Below are 19,223 nucleotides of genomic sequence, written 5' to 3'. Positions count from 1 at the left end.
CACCTCGCCCAAGACGAGGCGCGCCGTGCGTCCAACCAGGAGACAACCATGGAAGCGTCCATCCAGGCGCAAGACACGCGTGCCGGCCTATGGCGCACGCTCGTCGACTGCAAGATCGGGCCACTGCCGCTGCCCGTGTACGTAACGATGGCCGCCATCACCGTGCTGGCGGCGCTCAACAAGAAGCTGCCCAATGACATGATCGGCGGCTTTGCCGTGCTGATGCTGCTCGGCTTCCTGCTGGGCGAGATCGGCGCGCGGCTGCCGGTGTTCAAACACATTGGCGGCGCGGCCATCCTGTGCCTGTTCGTGCCGTCGGCGCTGGTCGGCTACAAGGTGATCGACCCGGAGATGATGAAGGCGCTCACCACCACTATGAAGACGGCCAACCTGCAGTATCTGTACATCGCCTGCCTGGTGGCCGGGAGCATCCTGGGCATGAGCCACCGGGTGCTGGTGCAGGGGTTCATGCGCATGTTCATCCCGCTGCTGGTGGGCACGCTGGCGGCCATCGCGGCAGGCATCACCGTGGGCCTGTTCTTCGGCTATGACCCGAAGCACACGTTCTTCTTCATCGTCATCCCCATCGTTGGAGGCGGCATTGGCGAAGGCATCCTGCCGCTGTCGATCGGCTATTCGGAGATTCTGGGCCGGCCGCAGGCGGAACTGATCGCCATGCTGGTGCCGGCAGCGCTGCTCGGCAACGTGGTCGCCATCCTAGCGAGCGGTGTACTCAAGACCCTGGGCGAGAAGCGGCCGCACCTCAGCGGCAATGGCGATCTGGTCAAGTCCGGTAAGGATGCCGACCTGCTCAGCAACAGCCACACCGATGTGCCCATCAACCTGAGCCTCATGGGTGCGGGCCTCATGATCAGTTGTGCGTTCTTCATCTTCGGGGCGCTGCTCGCGCAGTCCACGGGCATTCCGGGGCCGATCCTGATGATCATCAGCGCGGCACTGCTGAAAGTATCGAAGGTGCTGCCGCAGAAGATGGAGCTGGGCGCCTACCAGATGTACCGCTTCGTCTCGACCAACCTGACGTTCGCCATCCTGGTCGGCCTGGGCGCGCTGTTCGTGTCGTGGAAGGAGCTGGTAGCCGCCTTCACGCCGGGCTACTTCGCAATCTGCGCGGCGACGGTGCTGGCGTTAGTGGGCTCGGGCTTCTTCGTCGGCAAATGGCTGGGGATGTATCCGGTGGAATCGGGCATCGTCACCGCGTGCCACAGCGGGCTGGGCGGCACGGGTGACGTGGCCATCCTCTCGGCCTCCAACCGCATGGGGCTGATGCCGTTCGCGCAGATCTCAACGCGCATCGGCGGGGCGGCCATGATTGTCTGCGCGACGCTTCTGCTCAAGGTGCTGCACTGACGGGCGCCGACTCCAGACCCACGCTTGCACGGTAGAACGCGTCGATGGCATTCACCATCTGCGACAGCCCCGGCTGTTCCAGCGGATAGTGCCCCGCGTTCTCCAGCATGACGACCTTCACCGGCACCTTCTTGATACGGTTGAGGAATGGCTCGCTGAGATGCAAGGGCGTCCAGCGATCTGCCGCCGGCTGGGTCAGCAGGATCGGGCAGATGTCGAAATCCTCCGGCTCCGTCGCAGGCTGGTAGGACATGTAGCTGCTGAGAAAAGCGATCGTCATCGCATTGGGGAGCGGCGCCTGTCCATGAAGGAGATTGCCCAGGTGCTGGGCTTCAGTGACCTGTCGTCGTTCTCGCAGGCCTATAAGCGGTGGACGGGTACGGCACCGAGCCTTGCGCGGTAAACAAAATTGGCCGGCCCCAAAGGACCGGCCATCTGAGACACAAGCCTCAACCCACGTCAGCCCAGATCCAGCGGCACAAAGATCTTCGTGTCGTCCCGCTGCACCAGCAACGCAACGTGCTTGCCGGCGCGATCCACCAGCGTGCGCAGTTCCTGCGCAGACGACACCGGCGTGCCGTTGAGCGACAGGATCACGTCACCCGGCTGGATGCCAACCTTTGCTGCAGGCCCCGTCGCATCCATCACCACCAGCCCGCCAGGCAAGCCGCTCTGACGCTTCTCTTCCGGTTGTAGCGGACGCACCGCCAAGCCCAGGCGGCCTTGATCAGGGGCCGCCTTTTCATTGGACGCCACCTTCGCATCCTTGGCCGCGCCCACGGTCACCGACAGCGTGGTCGGCTTACCCTGGCGGATGATCTGCATCGGCACAGTGGTACCCGGCTTGATCTCGGCCACCTGCTCCGGCAGGTCGCCCGAGTGGTCGATGCGTGCACCGTTGATCTGCAGGATCACGTCACCGGTCTGCAAGCCAGCCTTGGCGGCTGGGCCGTCCTTCTCGACCGAGTTGACCAGCGCGCCCTCGGGCTTAGGCAGCTTGAAGGAATCGGCCAGCGACTGGTTGACCTCCTGCACCGCAATGCCCAGGCGGCCTCGCGTGACCTTGCCGGTGGACACGAGCTGCTGCTCCACCTTCATCGCCACATCAATCGGAATGGCAAACGACAGGCCCTGGTAGCCACCGGTCTGGCTGTAGATCTGCGAGTTGATGCCGATCACCTCGCCGCGCACGTTGAACAGCGGACCGCCCGAGTTGCCGGGGTTCACGGCCACATCGGTCTGGATGAACGGCACGTATGTATCGTCCGGCAACGAGCGGGACTTGGCGCTCACGATGCCCGCCGTCACCGTGTTATCAAAACCATACGGCGAGCCGATGGCCGCCACCGGCTCACCCACCTTGGTGTTGGCCGGATTGCCGATCTGCACCACGGGCAGGTTGTTGGCGGAGATGCGCAGCACAGCCACATCCGATTGCTTGTCTACGCCCAGCACCTTGGCCTTGAACTCGCGACGGTCAGTCAGCTTGACGTTGACCTCCTGCGCGCCGTCCACCACGTGGGCGTTGGTGAGAATCAGCCCATCAGCCGAGACGATGAAGCCCGAGCCCAGTCCGCGCACGATCTGGTCGCCGCGCTGCTGCGGCATCTGCGGCATGAAGCGCTTGAAGAATTCGGCAAACGGATCATCCGGGCTCATGCCGGGCGGCAGGCCCTGCATGCTGGTGCGCTGGGCATGCGCGGTGGTGCTGATGTTGACCACCGCCGGGCCGTAGCGCTCGACGATGCCGGAGAAGTCCATCGGCGCGGCCATCGCCACCGGCGCCATGGCGGCCGCGGGCGCAGCGGCAGTCGCCACTGGTGCGGCCACCGCGTGCGAGATCATGTCTTTCTGCAGATAGGCATAGCCGCCCGCAACGGCGATCACGGCGGCCAAGCCAGCCGCGCTGCGTGCCAGGGTTTGACGTGTCATTGTCGTGTCCTCTCGTGCTGGTGCGAGGGCCACGGCTGGCGGGGTCGTCTGCCGTGCCCATCGGTTGCAGGCATCGTAGGCGGGCAGACTTAAACGAGACTTAAGCGAGGTTCGGGCGGGAGCCCGAAGGCCTGTTCACGCAGGAAGCAAGCGCACACAAGGGTCGGATGCGCCGCTTGGCATTGCTGCGGCCCATCTGCCCCTTGCCCGGCGAGCCAACGTGGGCTCGCTTTTTCATGCCGCTGGATGCGGGGGCAATCAGTGGCTATCCAGCCAGTTCTTGACGTAGTCCGCCACGTCTTTCCATTTCTGATCCACGATCAGCACATGGCATTGCCCCGGAAACTCATGAAAATCCGTGACCGAGGATTTGTCGCTGTATTGATTGAAATTCTTGAGATTGAGGGCGGCAGGAATGATGTGATCGTCTTCACCGGCAATCATCAGCAGAGGATTGTGTGGCTGACTGAAATCGATCTTCGCCACCTTTTCACTGGTGCCACGCCCGACTCGGCGTGATTCGGGCACGCCATAGTCCTTGTAAATCTGCTGGGCTTCAGCTTCCGGCACGCAATTGGCAAACGCATACTGGAAATCCTCGAAAGACGGCGAGTAGGCCTTGTCGGCACTTTCGAACGGGCTGATCACCGGCCAGTTGCTTTTGATGAACGACCATTTCGCCACGATCAGGCCCGACGCCGGCGCCGAATCGATGGCCACGGCCTTGGCAACCAACCCTTCCGACAGCAGCTTCTGCACCACCAGCCCGCCCATGGAATGCCCGATCACGATGGGCTTTTCCGGAAGCTGACGCAGCACCTTCCGGTAGCTTTCCACCACCTCATCCAGGGTCAGCTTGCCCAACGCGGCCTGGGCTTGCGGCGTGCGTTGCTGTTCAAGCGGCCCATCATGCAGGGGCCACGCCGGCGCGATGGTGGTGTAACCCAGCTTCTGGAAATAGGCCTGCCAGTTGTCCCATGCCTTGGGCGTCATGAACATGCCGTGCACAAACATGATCGTCTTGGGATGCGAAACCGGCTGGGTTCCCGTCGTTGCCGACACGGCATTTCCGGACGCGGCCTCCGTGGCAGGCGCTTGCGCTGCAGGCTGCGCAGAACATGCCGTGGCGCCAGCCAGCAAACCGGCAAGCAATATGGAACGACACACCCGCTTTGCGGCGTAAGCCTGGGCCTTCCGCTCATCGAACATCAACATGACCATCCCCTTGAGATAAAACATTCCCGCCTGATTCAGCGATCGTGAAGATGGCCCGGCAATCCGAGAATACCCACGCTACGCACCAGAAAAATCGCCTTTGACATCGAGGCCGCTTCGTGCAAATGATGCGTCCATCATAGTGGCCATCCGAATACGTGACATGATCAAAAAGCCGGGATTCTTTGCTGAAACGCCGACGGAACTGGACGCTGGAGCAGACCCCTTCGCCTTCAAGCGCGATGCGTTTTCCGACGTGCTGGAGTTGATCCGGGTGCGCGGCAACACGGTCTTCACCTGCGCGGCATCGGCCCCGTTTGGGATGCGGTTTCCGGCAGGCAAATGCCGGCTGCACATCATCCGAAGCGGGAGCGTGGCGATCCAGGTGGAGGGGCTCGAAGCGCAGTTTCAAGCCTCGCAGGGCGATCTGGTCATGCTGATGCATGGCCATGGCCACGTCATCTCGGACCGTGCGGGACGCCCCGCCAATCTCCTCACGGATCTGGCACGACAACAGTACGATCGGGAGCGCCTGACCCTCGGGCAGGGAGACACCACCTGGCTGTGCGGCGATTTCGGTTTTGATGGTGTGCTGTCGCAACGCCTGCTGTCCGTGCTGCCGCCGGTGCTGATCCTGAAGGGCTTGCGGGAACGGCCGTTCGAGTGGCTGGACCTCAGTTGCCACTTCATTCTCGACGAGGCATTGAAGCCACGCGCAGGCGCCGCCGCGATGATCTCCCGCTTGCTCGACGTCATCTTTGTTCAGCTGCTGCGCACCTGGGCGACCGATGGCATGACCGGCCACGGCTGGTTATCGGGGGCAATCGACGAGCGCATCAACCCCGCGATGTCTGCCATGCATGCCGATCCTGGCCGGGCATGGACGGTCCATGATCTGGCCGCGTTGTCGAACCTGTCCCGCTCGGCGTTCGCCGATCGATTCCAGCGTGTCGTGGGCCAGGCACCCTTGAGCTATCTCACCACTTGGCGCCTGGATCGGGCCGCTGAGTTGTTGCGGCACAGCCGCGCACCGATCTCCGATATCGCAAACCGGGTCGGATACACGTCCGAGGCGGCATTCAGCCGCGCCTTCAAGGGACGATACGAGATGTCGCCGATGCAGTGGCGCCGATGCAATACCGACTAGGCCAGCCGCCTACGATCACGCGTAGGCCTTGAAGGGAAACCGCACCACCACACGCAGGCCGCCGCCCTCGCGTGCCTCCAGTGCCAGCGTGGCGTCATGCGCCTGCGCAATCTCGCGCACGATCGCCAGGCCCAGGCCACTGCCGCCGGTGGGCGCCTGTGCGGGGCGATAGAAGCGGTCGAGCACGCGTTCGCGCTCCTCGGCGGGGATGCCGGGGCCGTTGTCTTCCACCACGAGCTGCACGCCGCCATCAGGCGCGTGTCCGGTGGACACATCCACACGCGCGCCACGCGGGCAGTAGTTGAGAGCGTTGTCGATCAGGTTGACCAACAACACGCGCAGCGCATCGGCGTTGCCGCTGACGGACGCCGGCTGCGACTCCATGGCGATACCAAGATCGATGCCCTTGTGCACCGCTGCCGGTGACAGCTCGGCCACCACGTCGGCCGCCACGGCATCGAGCGCGACCGGTGCGCGCTGCGTATCGGCAGCCCCCGGCTCTTGCCGCGCAAGCGTCAGCAACTGGCCAACGAGGCGGATCATGCGCTCCACGCCGCGGTGCAGATCGGCATGCGCGGCGCGGCGTTCGTCTTCGCTCTCCGCGCGATCGGCCACCTGCAACTGCAGCTTGAGCGCAGCCAGCGGCGTGCGCAGCGCGTGCGCGGCATCGGCAACGAATGCGCGCTGATGCGCAAGCGCCGTACCGAGCCGCGCGAGCAGGTCATTCAATGCGTTGGTCAGCGGGCGGATTTCATCGGGCAAACCGTGCGTGGGCAACGGCGACAGCGCCGCCGCATCGCGCGTCTGCACCTGCTTGGCCACCGAGCCCAGCGGCGCAAGCCCGCGCCCCACGGCCAGCCACACCATCCACCCCAGCAGCGGCAGCAGGATCAGCAGCGGCGCCACGGTGCGCAGCGCCATGCGGGCCGCCACCTCGTGCCGCGCGCTATACGGCTGGGCGATCTGCACGACAGCCGGCCCATAGGCCACGCTGTAGACCCGCCACGTGCCCTCGGGCGTACGCACATCGGAGAAGCCCAGCGCCGCGCGCGCGGGCAAGTCAGGACGCGCGTGCGAAAGATAGAGGCTGCGGCCAGTATCGTCCCAGATGCGGATCACCACATCGTCATCACCCGCGATGGCGGCCAGCGCGGGCGGTGGCGGGTCGATCCATTGGCTCGGCAGCGCGGCGGCCACCTGCTGCATCTGGTAGTCGAACAGCGCATTGGCTTCCTGGCGTGCCTGCGCGTAGATCAAACCGGTGGCAATGACGATGCCCACCAGCAGGCCACCGGCCAGCCACCACAGCAGGGTTTTTCGAATTGAATGCATGCGCTATTGGTGGTCTTTGTCGTCGGCAGGTTCCGCAGGCGACGTGGGCGCCTCACGTGGAATCACATACCCCACGCCGCGAATGTTCTGGATGAAGTGGCTGCCAAGTTTCTTGCGCAGCGCGTGGATGTAGACCTCGACGGTGTTGCTGCCGACCTCTTCGTCCCAGCCGTAGAGGTTGTCCTGCAGCTGCGCGATCGACCACACCTTGCCGGGCCGTGCGAGCAACGCATGCAGCACGGCAAACTCGCGCCCCGATAGCTTGACCGGCAGGCCCGCCCGCAGCACCTCGCGCGTGACGGGGTTGAGCAGCACCTCGCCGTGGCGCATGAGCGGATCGGCCCGGCCGCCCTGGCGGCGCAGCAGCGCATGCATGCGCGCGGCCAGCTCCTGCAGGTCGAACGGCTTGACGAGGTAGTCGTCTGCACCGGCATTGAGGCCGGCCACACGGTCGGCCACCGCATCGCGCGCGGTCAGGATCAGGATGGGGATGGCGATCCCGCGCTGGCGCACCTCACGCACCACCTCCAGCCCGTCGCGCTTGGGCAGGCCGAGATCGAGCAGCATGAGGTCGAACATGGAGGTGCCGGGTTCTGCGCCCGCGGTGCCAGATGCGGCGCTGGGCGCCGTCACTGCCTGCACGGCGGCCTCGCCGTCGCGCACCCAATCGATGGCGAAGCCGTCGTGGCGCAAACCCTTGCGCACGCTGTCGCCAATCATGTCGTCGTCTTCTACGAGCAGCACGCGCATGACAAACCAAAAATGAGCCGGGGAAGGCTCATTGTAGAACTGCCGGGTGAGCGATGGGGGCAGCTCACGCTTCGCGCAAGACTGCCCGCCACATCATCACCGCATCAGAACCCGCCCGACTGGATCAACTGGTTCAGCACGCCGATGTTCAGGCTGCCCCAACCCGTCGGGTAGTCCCACCCCTGGGCGGCGTTGTAGCCATAGCCCTGATAGCCGTTGTTGCCCGACACCACGTCGTACCGCAACAGCGAGGCGTTGGCCGGAATGGCGCTGTAAAGCCGCGCCGCCGGGAAACCCAGGTTGCCGTTGGCCGCCAGCAACCGCGCCCAGAAGCCCACGAAGATCGGTGACGACAGGCTGGTGCCACCAATCTGCTGCAGTTGCCCGTAGTTGTAGATGTAGGCGCCGGTGCTCTGCGCGGCATCGAACGACACGTCAGGCAGCAGGCGCGCATTGCCACCCTGCCAGCTCGGTGCCGGCAGGATCTGGCTGATGCCGCCGCCCGTGGCCCACAGCTTGCCGTTGCCATCCAGGCCCTCGTTCCACACGGTTTCGCTGGCGAAGCTCGAACCGCTGGTGTACAGCGTTGTGCCGCCAATGGCCAGCACGTGCGGCGACGATGCCGGCCACGACACGCTGTAGTTGCCGCCGTCCGGATAGCCGCGATTGTTGCACTCGTACACGCCCTCGTCACCGGAAGAGACGGAGAACGTCTGCCCCTGCGCTGCGGCCGTGGTGAAGATGGCCTCTTCGGCGTTGAGCGTGCCGTCAGCGTTGGCGTCGTTCTCGCACCAGCCAAGCGACACGTTGATGATCTTGGCCGTGTTGTCCGACACCGCCTTGTTGAAAGCCTTGGTCAGGCCCGTGTTGCCCGGCGCGTTCAGGTCGGCCATGTAGAACGCTAGCTTGCCGACCGCGCCACCGGCCGCACCCACGATGGATTGGCTGTCGAGGTTCCACTCGCCCTGGCCGTCCTGGTCATCGGCGTAGTTGCCGCTCGTGCCGTTGGTCTTGATGGCTTGCGTGGCAACGGTGGCGTAGCCGTTGCTGCTGGTGAAGGTGCGCAGGTCGCGCAGCGTTTGCGACACGCCGCCAATGGTGATGATGCCGATGGTGGTGCCGCTGGCCGTTGGCACGCCGGTGGCGCCATACAAGGCCGGGAATTCCTTCGGATAGTGGCCCGTAGCCGTACCGGCGGCCAGCGTGCGGGCTTCTGCCACGTCACCCACGCGCAGCAGCGGGCGGGCGCGCGTCACGTTCTGCAGCCCCAGCACGGACCCTACGATGCCGCCCAGCGCACGCGGCACCTGAGCGCGGCCGCTGTTGGCAAAACCGCTGCGGCCTGCAAACTGGTAGTGCACCAGCGGTGTGTTGAACGCGGTCTTGACCGTGCCCGCCGTACCGCGTGCTGACACGAGCAGCCGGTTGGGCGCCACCTCAATATCGATGAAGCCGTTCTGGCGCAGATAGTTCACCACGGCATCGACCTGCGCCTGGGTGGGTGCGTGATCGGCCAGGAACTGCGCGCTCGTGAGGTACTTGCGATAGTGCGGGCTGCGGGGGTCGTTCACGTCATGCGCGAGTGCCTTGAGCTTGGCCTCGTTGCGCGGCGTGAGGCTGATCAGCACATCGGCGGTCTGGCCAGGTGCGACCTCGTTGGCGGCACCGCGCGCCATGAGCTGGGGGCCTGTGACGAAAGCCTTTGTGTGGGTATCGACCCAATCCGTAGCGGCATGCACGGAACCCGTCGCCAGCACCAGCGGCCATGCGCGGACCAGGTGACGGCATAGGGAGGAAAGATGCTGCATGGGGGTGGCAGTACGGTTCATCGGATGTCCCTTTTAGGAGTACGACGTTGTGGAGCCACCGCGCTTGTGGCGCCCGTGGCGTCGTTCACCGTATCCATCACCTCGCCCCTGCAACAGTGCAAAAACATACAGTTGCGGGCGGAGCCATCCACACCTAAGCAGGCGGTTGCGCAAGGCTGCGCTTGCCTTTATCGTGACGCGATCGACCACCAGACACCCGCGCGCAGATGAGCGCCCTGCCAGCCACTCCCCCCGCTCCCGCCAACGCTTCGACCGACTTGCGCGAGCGCATCCGCACCGCGCGTGCGTCGCTGTCGCCGGCCGAGCGTCAAGTGGCCGACTGGGTACTGCGCCAGCCCGGCACGGTGCTGAGCCTGCCGGTGGCCGCCATCGCACGTGAGGCCGGTGTCAGTCAGCCGACCGTGATCCGCTTCTGCCGCTCGATGGGCTGCCACGGTCTGTCGGATTTCAAGCTGCGGCTGGCACAAGGCAATCTCGGCGACGTTGCGCATGACAGTGCACGCGGTGCCGCGCCAGAACGCGCCACACCGCCGCTTGGCACGCGCGTACTGCAGAACACCATCGACGCGCTCGCTGCATTGCAGGACCGGCTCGATGCACAGGTGCTGGAAGCGGCCGTTGCGCTGGTCGATGCCGCGCACCGCATCGACCTGTACGGCTTCGGCAGCTCCGGCGTGGTGGCAGCGGATGCACAAACCAAGTTCTTCCGCTACGGCATTCCCGCCAATGCGTACAGTGATCCGTACCTCGTGTCGATGTCGTTGAACGTGTTGCAGGCGGGCGATGTGGTGATCGCCATTTCCAAGTCGGGCGCGCTGCCCGAATTGCAGACGGCCGTGGAGCGCGTGCGTGAACTGGGCGTGCGCGTGATTGCCGTGACAGCGCCAGACAGCGCACTGGCCGCACTGGCCGATGTAGTGCTACCCGCCGACGTGGACACCAATGTGGCCGACCGCTCCATGGTGGCGCGGCTGCTGCACCTGGCGCTGCTCGATGCGCTGGTGCTGGAAGTGGCGCTGCGCAAGGGCAGCGCCATTCCGCAAGACCGTCAGTTGCCCGAGTAGATCGGGCTGCGGTCAATCAACACATATACCTGCGCACCGCCGGGTATGGCGGGCAACAGTTCGCTGAGCGCCACGGTCGTGCTGTCAGCGCGCGGCGTGAAATTCCATGCGCCGATCTGCGCTCCGCTGCTGAACGCCACCGTCTCCCCCGATGACACACGCACGACGCTCTGGCCGCGCAGTTCGATTGTGCGCGTCACCGTCTTCGCATCCGCGGGCGTGCCGAACAGGTGGGAGTAAGCGCCCGGCCGGGCAGCTTCCTGCACGGTCATCTGCGTGACGGCCAACGCCGGATTGGCACTGAGAAACGCCGCAAGCGAAAGCGCGGCGGGCAATACGTAGGAAGCAGAGAAGGTCATCGCAAACTCCTGTCGTCGTGTCAGAGACAGGATCAGCGTAGAAGGCCGCCGCCAACGGCAAGGTGGCGCGCAAATGACAAACGCATCATCTACCGCAACCACATCCGGGCGCGATCAATGCCCTTGTGCGACCGCGTGGTCCATCGCCGCGCACAGGCCGATGAGCGCGGGGTACGGCGAGTGAATCACATACACCGGCATCGACGCCACATAGCCCGAGAAGCGGCCCTTGTCTTCAAAGCGCCGACGGAATGGCGAGTTGGCGAAGGTCGGGCCCAGACGCGGCACGATGCCGCCGCCGATGTACACGCCACCGCGTGCACCAAGCGTGACCGCCAGATTGGCCGCGATAGTGCCCAGGAACGCGCAGAACGTGTCGACCGCGTAGCGGCAGCGCGCGTGATCGCCCAGGTTGTCTTCCACCTCGCCGAGGGCGATGGCAGTGATGTCTGCGGCGCGCCGTACGGCGGGGCCTTGTTGCCAGAGGTCGAAGCACGCGCCCAGCGCTTCGTAGATCAGCTCCAGCCCCATGCCGGAAACCAAGCGCTCGGCCGACACGTGGCCGAAGCGGTCGCGCGCGAAATTCCAGATGGCGACTTCCTCGTCGTTCATCGGCGGGAAAGCAACGTGGCCGCCCTCGCCCGCCACGGCGATGAAGCGGCCGTCCGGCGTGGGCAGCAATGACGCCACGCCCAGGCCCGTGCCCGCACCGAGCAGCGCGCGCGGCGCATCGGTCAGGCTCGCGCCACCGCCCACTTGCTCCAGCTCATCGGCCGGCAGGTACGGCAGCGCATGCGCCAGTGCGGCAAAGTCATTGAGTACGACAAAGGTGTCAAAGCCCAACGCACGCCGCATCGCTTCAATGGAGAACGCCCAGTCGCGGTTGGTCATGCGAATCTGGTCGCCCAGCACCGGATTGGCGATGCCGATGGCGGCATGCCTGACACCCGTGGCGGCAATCTCACGCGGCAGCGCCGCAAGATACGCGCGCATGGCCGCCTCGAGCGAGGGGTAGTCATCACCGGCCAGCACGCCGATGTGGGCGAGGCGCATGGGCGCCATCTCCAGCGCGAAGCGCACGTTGGTGCCGCCCACGTCAGCCACCAGGCGCGGGTAGGCCGTCACACCGGCCGTGGTGCCCGTGCTCACCTCATGCAGTCCAATAGACATCGAGCGGTACCTCCCGCTGATGAATGACGTAGCTCACCGGCAGCGCACGCTGCGCCGCACCCTGTGCAGCCTCGTCAAATACCTTGCGCTTGACCGGCCCCGTGATCGACAGGAACAACTGCCGCGCCGCGCACAGCGCCGACAGGTTCAGGCTGATGCGCCGATGCGGCGCCGCACCTGGGCGCACCGGCAAATACGCAGGCGCGTGCTTGCGGTCAATGCCGTCATCCAGTTCTGCCGCATCGGGAAACAGCGATGCCGTATGCCCATCGTCACCCATGCCGAGAATGACGACGTCCGGTTGCTGGAATGGATCGTTGGCGGTAGCCACGCACGCGTCGACATCCACGGAATCACCATGCACGTGCGCGCGCAACACCAGAGGAAAGAAACGCGCGGCAGCAGCAGCGTCCTGCAGCAAATGCTCGTGCACCAGGCGTGCGTTGCTGTCGGCATGCTCGGGCGGCACGGCGCGCTCGTCGACCAGCGTGATCGACACATCGGCCCAGCGCAGCGGCAGCGCGCGCAGCGCGGCAAACAAGGCGATGGGTGAGCGCCCGCCGGATACCGCCAGGCAAGCGCTGCCCTGCTCGTCGATCACGCGCGCAAGCGTGCTGGCAATGGCTTCTGCCAAGTGCGCGACTTGTGCTTGCGCGTCGGCCACGGCATGCCACTGCATCGTCATCACATCTCCTCGTGCCAGGCGGCGTCATCGCGCGAGAGCAGCGCGCTCGATGCCGCGGGGCCCCAGCTGCCCGCCGTATAGCTCTTGGGCGGCATGCGGACTTCGTTCCACGCTTCGATGATCGGCTCGACCCAGCGCCACGCTTCGGCTTGCTCATCGCGGCGCACGAACAGGCCCAGCTTGCCGTTGACGGCGTCCATCAGCAGACGCTCATACGCGCCGGCATGGCGCACACCGCCGTGGTTGGTGAAATCCAGGTCCAGCGTGGAAGGCTGCAGCCCCAGTGCCGCACCAGGCGTCTTGGTCAGGAACTGCAGGCGGATGCTCTCTTCCGGCTGCAAGCGAATGACGAGGCGGTTTTCCGGAAACTGGATCAGCGGCTTGGGAAACAGCGCATGCGGCACGTCATGAAAGCGCACCACGATCTCCGCCAGCCGCTGCGGCATGCGCTTGCCGGTCCGCAGGTAGAACGGCACGCCGGCCCAGCGCCAGTTGGCAATCTCCGCCTTGATGGCGACAAACGTTTCGGTGCGGCTGTCGGGCGGAATGCCCTGCTCGTGCAGATAGCCCTGCACCGGCTGCCCGGCGATGGCGCCTTCCAGATACTGGCCGCGCACGGTCTTCTCCGGCACTTCCTGCAGGGGGATCGGCTTGAGCGCCTTGAGGATCTTGAGCTTCTCGTCACGGATGGCGTCTTGCGACAGGCTCGACGGCGGCTCCATGGCGACGATACATAGCAGCTGCAGCAAGTGGTTCTGCACCATGTCGCGCAGTGCGCCGACGCCGTCGTAGAAGTCACCGCGCTTTTCCACGCCAAGCTGCTCGGCGATGGTGATCTGCACGTCCTTGATCCACTCGCGGCGCCACAGCGGCTCGAACAGCGCGTTGCCAAAGCGGATCGCCATCAGGTTCTGGACGGATTCTTTCCCGAGGTAGTGGTCGATCCGGTAGATCTGCTCTTCGGCAAAGTACTCGGCCACGGCGGAATTGATGCGCTCGTTCGATGCCAGGTCGGTGCCCAGCGGCTTTTCCAGCACCAGCCGCACGTTGGGCGTATTCAGGCCGACGCGGGCGAGTTGCGCGCAGATGTCGATGAAAATGCCGGGAGCGGTGGCCAGGTAGCAGACGGTCACCGGCGCGCGATCTGCGCCCAGCGCTTCGGCCAGCCCATCGAAGTGCTCGGGCTTACGGGCATCCACCTGCTGATAGACGATGCGCTTGGCGAACGATGCCCAAGCGTCATCCGAAACGGGGGCGCCGGAGTACAGGCGCATGGTCGGCCGCGTTTCGCGCTCAAGCAGGGCCAGGTAGCCCGCAGTCTCCAGCGGCTGGGTGCCGATGGCGAAGATCCGCCCGCGCGGGTGCAGCTCGCCGCCCTGGTGCGCATCGAACAAGGCCGGAATCAGCTTGCGGCGGGCAAGATCGCCCGTACCGCCAAACAACACCATGTCGAATGCGGGCACCGACATCGTCATCTCCTGTGTGTGAGCCACTGATTAGGCTAGCCTAGGAAACATGCACGAATCGCGCAGGAATCACGCTGATTCATTGTGAGCGCGTTTTGTGGCGGCTAGCGGTACAACGTGCTTTTCTCGCCCATTTTGTAGTATTACTACATCACAGGCAAGGCGTTGTTGCGACTGCCCAGGCAATGCTTTCCGACCGACCGCCTGACGCCTGGAGTGGCGTATAGCCGGACCCTTGGCGCTTCTTCGGGCACGCAATTCGCGTGCTCAGCCGCCAGGGAGTCACGGGCACCTGTGGAAAACCCTGCTCCACGATCTGCCCGTTTGTAGGAAAATTACAGAATTCCGTCCCACCCCGGACCCCATCAGGAGAACCAGCATGGCCCTGCACCGCCTGCACAACGTTGTGGCCGACGTCACCCAGCGCATCATCGACCGCAGCCGCGGCCCCCGTCAGGCCTATCTGGATGTCACGCGCAAGAACATCGGCCGCAAGGTCGAGCGCTCGCTGCTGTCGTGCACGAACCTCGCCCACGGTTTTGCGGCCATGCCGGGCGAGGCGAAGATCCGCCTGAAGGCGCTGGAGCGGCCGAACATCGGCATCGTCTCGGCGTACAACGACATGCTGTCGGCGCACCAGCCGCTGGAAGCGTTTCCGGCGTGGATCAAGGAAGCCGCGCTGGAAGCCGGCGGCACCGCGCAATATGCCGGCGGTGTGCCGGCCATGTGCGATGGCGTGACGCAGGGGCAGGACGGCATGGAGCTGTCGCTGTTCTCGCGCGACACGATTGCACTGTCGACCGCCGTGGCGCTGTCGCACCAGATGTTCGACGCCGCGCTGTACCTGGGCGTGTGCGACAAGATCGTGCCGGGGCTGGTGATCGGCGCGCTGTCGTTCGGCCATCTGCCGGCCATCTTTGTGCCCGCTGGCCCGATGACCACCGGCATGAGCAACGACGAGAAGGCCCAAACACGCCAGCGCTACGCCGAGGGCAAACTCTCGCGCGCCGACCTGCTCGAAGCCGAATCCAAGTCGTACCACGGCGCCGGCACCTGCACGTTCTACGGCACAGCCAACTCCAACCAGATGCTGATGGAAGTCATGGGCCTGCATCTGCCGGGCACCGCGTTCATCAACCCGGGCACGCCGATGCGCGAAGCGCTCACGCGAGAATCTGCCCGCCAGGTGCTCAAGCTCGTCTACGGTGGCGATCAGTTCACCCCCATTGCGGACGTGCTGGACGAACGTGCGTTCGTCAACGGCATCGTCGGCCTGCTGGCCACGGGCGGCTCGACCAACCACACGCTGCACCTGATTGCCATGGCGCGCGCGGCGGGCATTCTGCTCACGTGGGACGACTTCAACGATCTGTCGGGCGTGATTCCGCTGCTGGCGCGCGTGTACCCGAACGGCAAGGCGGACGTGAATGAATTCCAGGCAGCGGGCGGCTTGTCGATCGTGATTCGCGAGTTGATCGATGCCGGTCTGCTACACGACGATGTGACCACCGTCATGGGCAAGGGCCTGCGCCGTCATGCGCAGGAGCCTTTCCTGGAAGACAGCACGCTGGTGTGGCGCGATGGCGCCGCGGCTTCGCTCGATACCAACATCGTGCGCGGCGTGGCCGAGCCGTTCTCGGCCGATGGCGGCCTGCGCGTGCTGGACGGCAACCTCGGGCGCTCGGTCATCAAGGTGTCGGCGGTCAAGCCCGAGCATCGCTTTGTGGAAGCACCGGCGCGCGTCTTCCATGCCCAGGACGACCTGATCCACGCCTTCAAGGCCGGCGAACTGGAGCGCGACTTCATTGCTGTGCTGCCGTACCAGGGCCCGGCTGCCAACGGTATGCCCGAGCTGCACAAGCTCACGCCCACGCTATCGGTGCTGCAAGAGCGCGGCTTCAAGGTCGCACTGGTCACGGATGGCCGCATGTCGGGCGCATCGGGCAAGGTGCCGGCCGCTATTCACATCACGCCGGAAGCGCTCAACGGCGGGCCGCTGGCGCGCGTGCGCGATGGCGATGTCGTGGTGCTGGATGCCGAAGCCGGCACGCTGTCGGTGCGTGTGCCGGAAGCGGAATGGAATGCCCGTCAAGTCACGACGCCAGACCTGGCGCACTACCACGCGGGTGTTGGTCGGGACCTGTTCTCGGGCTTCCGCCGCAATGTGTCGGCGGCGGAAGAAGGCGCCTGCACGTTGTTCGTGTCTGCAGGGGCGTAAGTTGGCGCAGTGCGCGTCGGCGCTGTTCCGGGGCGAACTACGCCCGGTCACAGCGTCGACGTGTCAATCGAGATGCCCAACTCCCCAGCCATCTGTTCGACAAGCGCCTGAAGCCGGCTCACCTGGTCGGCCAATCGTTTCTGCTCGGCTTTCAGCGCTTCGAACTCTGAAGGCGCGATGGCCTCATCGCCGGCAGCACCCTGTGGCATGTCGGTCTGCGTGACTTCACCGCACAGCAAGTGCATCCAACGGCTTTCACGCTCGCCGGGCGTGCGCGGCAACTTCACGACGGCCGGCGGATCGCTTTGCGCCATCTCTTCCAGAAACGCTTCGACGGACGAAATGTCGGCAAAGGCGTGGAGCCTTGCAGCGTTCAGTCGCAACTCGGCGGCGGTCTGCGGGCCACGCAGCAGCAGCACGGTAAGCAACGCGACGGATTGATCTGGCATGCCAAGCACGCGCTTCATGTTGTGCTCGAAGCGCGGTACGCGACTGCTGCTGCCTTCCATGACCAGGCTCAGCGATTTCAGTCCGTCGATGGCCGTGAGGATCTCGGCTTCGGTGACAGTCATCACCGGGGCGCGCGCAGTTTTCTGATTGCAGCCGGCAGCCAGCGCGTTGAGCGTCAGCGGGTAGGTGTCGGGCACCGTGTGCTGCTTTTCGACCAGGACGCCGAGCACGCGTCCTTCAAGGGCAGTGAGGGTGCGAATGGCGCGGCGCGCAGGGGCGTCGGGATTGACGTTCATGATGGGATAGCGACGGATGCGTTGGGAGCGAGGCCGGTCGTGCGCCTGTTAGGCCGCGGCCTGTGATCCCAACATGATATCCGGCATAGACGAAGGCACCCGTCGCCATCGGGCTGGTGCAGCGTCAGCCCTTGGCCGGCCCGCGCACCAGCAATACCGGCGTGGTGGCCTGACGGATGAACTTCTCGGCCACGCTGCCCAGCATGGCGTGCGCCAGACCACGGCGGCCATGCGTGCCGATCACGACCACATCAGCGCCGCTCTGTACGGCGTCGCGCTGCAGGGCGGCAGCCACGTCTTCGCCCACGTTTTCGGTTTCTACCAGCGCCGTTTCCTGCGGCAGCCCTGCCGTGGTGAGCGTTGCTGCGGTATCCGCCAGCAGCGCCGTGCCAGCCTGGATGAACGATTTGCGCAGCTCGCTCGGGTCGTAGTAGCCAACATCAAACAGCATGGCCGGGCTGTCGACGATATACACGGCGCGCACGCTGCTCTGGAAAGCCTTGGCCAGGCGCACGGCTTCGGCCAGGGCCAGTTTGCTGGTTTCGCTGCCGTCCACGGCGACCAGGATCTTCTTGTACATGTTCAAGCCTCGCAGGAGAGTGGTTGGGGATGTTTGCGATGGCACGGCTGTGCCGGCACATGCGTATTCTGTGACATCCACAGCCCTTTTGCGTTGCGCCAAATCAGATGGCCGTCACTAAGTGACACAACAATGCACCGTTATCCACCTGCTCCCACACCTGAGTTGATCGCGGCTTACCGCAGCGCTTGGTATCGCGTCGCGTCGCCGCAAGGCGATGTGCTGCTACCCATCGACGCCGCCAGCCCGCAAGTGGCCGCGCTGCTCGCGCAGGCAGAAGCACCATGGGCTGTATTCGTGACGGCGTATCAACCGTTCTCCCACCCGGTCTCTGCAGAAGAGAACGCCGCGCGCCAGGCCGAGCTGCTTGCCTGGGCCATCGCGCGCGGCATGCCATGGCTCACTGGCGAGGGCTGCCCACCTGAAGACACGCCTGCGGGCACATCCAATGCGTGGGCGCCAGAGCCCAGCCTGCTGCTCTTCATCGACGATCCGACCATCGCCGACACCCTGATGTTGACCTTCGAACAGAACGCGGTAGTGCTGTGCGATGCGCAGGGTTTTTGTACCTTGCGTTGGCACCCGTATCTGCCAGACTGAGTTACGCAAGAACGCACTGACGCGAGTGGCGCTTTGGAGCACTGCGAGTGGCGCTTCCGATGCTTAAGTGCTGACGCGGATACATCAGCAGGAGGTTCGTATGGAACTGCATATGCAATCGCATCATTGGGAGCGCCGCATGCCCGACTGGATGGCTGCTGCCGTGTCGGGCATCGTGGGTGGCGCGCTGGTCATCGTGCTGGAGTTCTTCTGGTCGACCATGGTGCTCAATGAAAGCCCCTGGCGCCCGACGCACAAGATCGCGGCCATGGTGATGGGCCAAGGGGCGCTGGAGCAGATGTCGCTGTTCAGTTTCGGCATCGTGGCGACCGCGCTGGTGCTGCACTTCGTGCTGGGCGCCATCATGGGGATGATTCTCGGGGCCATCATCGCACCGTTCCACTTCGATTCGAGCATGGGCATGCTCGCCGCCATCGGGCTGGCGTTTGGGATCGTGGCGTACGTGGTCAACTTCTACGGCATGACGGCGGTGTTCCCCTGGTTTGCATCGGAACGCGGGTCGGGGCCATTGCTGGCGAACCTGCTGTTTGGCGCGGTAACGGCGCTCACGTACGGCATGCTGGAGCGGCGCGCCCAGGAAACGATGCACTGACGCGCCGTTTTTTTCCTGCGGCGCCGCAAGACACCCGGTGCCATCAGGAGACGGCCGCCTGCGGCACCACATGCCGGAGGCGGCCGTTTTACATTGCATCGCAGCACACACGACGTGTGTTGGCGCAATCCGTATGCCGGGTGCGCGTC

Annotated in this window: 19 protein-coding genes; 7 read left to right on the top strand and 12 right to left on the bottom strand. The window is 65.0% G+C overall.

Annotated features, from left to right (window positions below):
• Positions 1-48 precede the first annotated feature (48 nt).
• Positions 49-1,368: a 2-hydroxycarboxylate transporter family protein gene (locus tag ACS13N_RS22100; protein WP_438933738.1), complete on the top strand. Its 1,320-nt coding sequence runs from the start codon at positions 49-51 to the stop codon at positions 1,366-1,368.
• Here the strand turns inward: ACS13N_RS22100 and ACS13N_RS22095 are convergent.
• Positions 1,352-1,648, bottom strand: a complete 297-nt coding sequence (locus tag ACS13N_RS22095; protein ID WP_438933737.1) for a hypothetical protein — start codon at positions 1,646-1,648, stop codon at positions 1,352-1,354. The two genes, ACS13N_RS22100 and ACS13N_RS22095, sit on opposite strands and share 17 nt — an antisense overlap.
• Before the next feature lie 24 nt (positions 1,649-1,672).
• Here ACS13N_RS22095 and ACS13N_RS22090 point away from each other — a divergent pair, with 24 nt between their 5' ends.
• A complete protein-coding gene (locus ACS13N_RS22090; RefSeq protein WP_438933736.1) occupies positions 1,673-1,771 on the top strand; it encodes a helix-turn-helix domain-containing protein in 99 nt (32 codons plus the stop codon).
• A 56-nt stretch (positions 1,772-1,827) separates the two neighbouring features.
• On the opposite strand, the gene ACS13N_RS22085 is transcribed toward ACS13N_RS22090, so the two are convergent.
• Both ACS13N_RS22085 and ACS13N_RS22080 read right to left on the bottom strand, forming a co-directional pair.
• Positions 1,828-3,300: a DegQ family serine endoprotease gene (locus ACS13N_RS22085; RefSeq protein ID WP_438933735.1), complete on the bottom strand. Its 1,473-nt coding sequence runs from the start codon at positions 3,298-3,300 to the stop codon at positions 1,828-1,830.
• Positions 3,301-3,558: 258 nt separating this feature from the next.
• A complete protein-coding gene (locus tag ACS13N_RS22080; RefSeq protein WP_438933734.1) occupies positions 3,559-4,539 on the bottom strand; it encodes an alpha/beta hydrolase in 981 nt (326 codons plus the stop codon).
• Positions 4,540-4,678: 139 nt separating this feature from the next.
• On the opposite strand from ACS13N_RS22080, the gene ACS13N_RS22075 reads away from it, so the two are divergent.
• Positions 4,679-5,662: an AraC family transcriptional regulator gene (locus tag ACS13N_RS22075; RefSeq protein WP_438933733.1), complete on the top strand. Its 984-nt coding sequence runs from the start codon at positions 4,679-4,681 to the stop codon at positions 5,660-5,662.
• A 15-nt stretch (positions 5,663-5,677) separates the two neighbouring features.
• Here the strand turns inward: ACS13N_RS22075 and ACS13N_RS22070 are convergent, their stop codons facing one another.
• From ACS13N_RS22070 to ACS13N_RS22060, 3 genes are all read right to left on the bottom strand, one after another.
• Entirely contained in the window at positions 5,678-6,994 is a 1,317-nt protein-coding gene (locus tag ACS13N_RS22070; protein ID WP_438933732.1) for an ATP-binding protein, read from the bottom strand.
• Between the two features lie 3 nt (positions 6,995-6,997).
• Positions 6,998-7,744: a response regulator transcription factor gene (locus ACS13N_RS22065; protein ID WP_438933731.1), complete on the bottom strand. Its 747-nt coding sequence runs from the start codon at positions 7,742-7,744 to the stop codon at positions 6,998-7,000.
• A gap of 104 nt (positions 7,745-7,848) precedes the next feature.
• Positions 7,849-9,573 (bottom strand): S53 family peptidase, encoded by a 1,725-nt coding sequence (locus ACS13N_RS22060; protein ID WP_438933730.1) that lies wholly within the window; start codon positions 9,571-9,573, stop codon positions 7,849-7,851.
• A gap of 206 nt (positions 9,574-9,779) precedes the next feature.
• On the opposite strand from ACS13N_RS22060, the gene ACS13N_RS22055 reads away from it, so the two are divergent.
• The gene (locus ACS13N_RS22055; protein WP_438933729.1) at positions 9,780-10,637 is read left to right on the top strand and encodes a MurR/RpiR family transcriptional regulator; all 858 of its coding nucleotides are present in this window, start codon (positions 9,780-9,782) and stop codon (positions 10,635-10,637) included.
• Here ACS13N_RS22055 and ACS13N_RS22050 read toward each other — a convergent pair.
• From ACS13N_RS22050 to zwf, 4 genes are all read right to left on the bottom strand, one after another.
• Positions 10,622-10,996 (bottom strand): CzcE family metal-binding protein, encoded by a 375-nt coding sequence (locus ACS13N_RS22050; protein ID WP_438933728.1) that lies wholly within the window; start codon positions 10,994-10,996, stop codon positions 10,622-10,624. The genes ACS13N_RS22055 and ACS13N_RS22050 overlap by 16 nt on opposite strands.
• Positions 10,997-11,110: 114 nt before the next feature.
• Positions 11,111-12,166: a glucokinase gene (locus ACS13N_RS22045; protein WP_438933727.1), complete on the bottom strand. Its 1,056-nt coding sequence runs from the start codon at positions 12,164-12,166 to the stop codon at positions 11,111-11,113.
• Entirely contained in the window at positions 12,147-12,851 is a 705-nt protein-coding gene (gene pgl / locus ACS13N_RS22040) for a 6-phosphogluconolactonase (RefSeq protein ID WP_438933726.1), read from the bottom strand. Before pgl ends, ACS13N_RS22045 begins: the two co-directional genes overlap by 20 nt.
• Positions 12,851-14,320: a glucose-6-phosphate dehydrogenase gene (gene zwf / locus ACS13N_RS22035; RefSeq protein ID WP_438933725.1), complete on the bottom strand. Its 1,470-nt coding sequence runs from the start codon at positions 14,318-14,320 to the stop codon at positions 12,851-12,853. The genes pgl and zwf overlap by 1 nt, the downstream gene beginning before the upstream one ends.
• A 376-nt stretch (positions 14,321-14,696) precedes the next feature.
• Between zwf and edd the strand changes: the two genes are divergently transcribed.
• Positions 14,697-16,535 carry a phosphogluconate dehydratase gene (gene edd, locus ACS13N_RS22030; RefSeq protein WP_438933724.1) on the top strand — a complete coding sequence of 613 codons (1,839 nt, stop codon included), beginning with the start codon at positions 14,697-14,699 and terminating at the stop codon, positions 16,533-16,535.
• A 47-nt stretch (positions 16,536-16,582) separates the two neighbouring features.
• On the opposite strand, the gene ACS13N_RS22025 is transcribed toward edd, so the two are convergent.
• Positions 16,583-17,281 carry a YceH family protein gene (locus ACS13N_RS22025; RefSeq protein ID WP_438933723.1) on the bottom strand — a complete coding sequence of 233 codons (699 nt, stop codon included), beginning with the start codon at positions 17,279-17,281 and terminating at the stop codon, positions 16,583-16,585.
• 124 nt (positions 17,282-17,405) lie between these two features.
• Positions 17,406-17,861 carry a universal stress protein gene (locus tag ACS13N_RS22020; RefSeq protein ID WP_438933722.1) on the bottom strand — a complete coding sequence of 152 codons (456 nt, stop codon included), beginning with the start codon at positions 17,859-17,861 and terminating at the stop codon, positions 17,406-17,408.
• Positions 17,862-17,993: 132 nt separating this feature from the next.
• On the opposite strand from ACS13N_RS22020, the gene ACS13N_RS22015 reads away from it, so the two are divergent.
• Both ACS13N_RS22015 and ACS13N_RS22010 read left to right on the top strand, forming a co-directional pair.
• Entirely contained in the window at positions 17,994-18,461 is a 468-nt protein-coding gene (locus ACS13N_RS22015; RefSeq protein ID WP_438933721.1) for a DUF3293 domain-containing protein, read from the top strand.
• Between the two features lie 100 nt (positions 18,462-18,561).
• Positions 18,562-19,074 (top strand): hypothetical protein, encoded by a 513-nt coding sequence (locus ACS13N_RS22010; RefSeq protein ID WP_438933720.1) that lies wholly within the window; start codon positions 18,562-18,564, stop codon positions 19,072-19,074.
• The last annotated feature ends 149 nt before the right edge of the window (positions 19,075-19,223 follow it).

This window comes from Ralstonia sp. 24A2 (assembly GCF_051783885.1).
GTDB lineage: Bacteria > Pseudomonadota > Gammaproteobacteria > Burkholderiales > Burkholderiaceae > Ralstonia.
The sequence above is the reverse complement of the archived record's forward strand: the minus strand, read 5'-3'. Positions and strand labels throughout refer to the sequence as shown.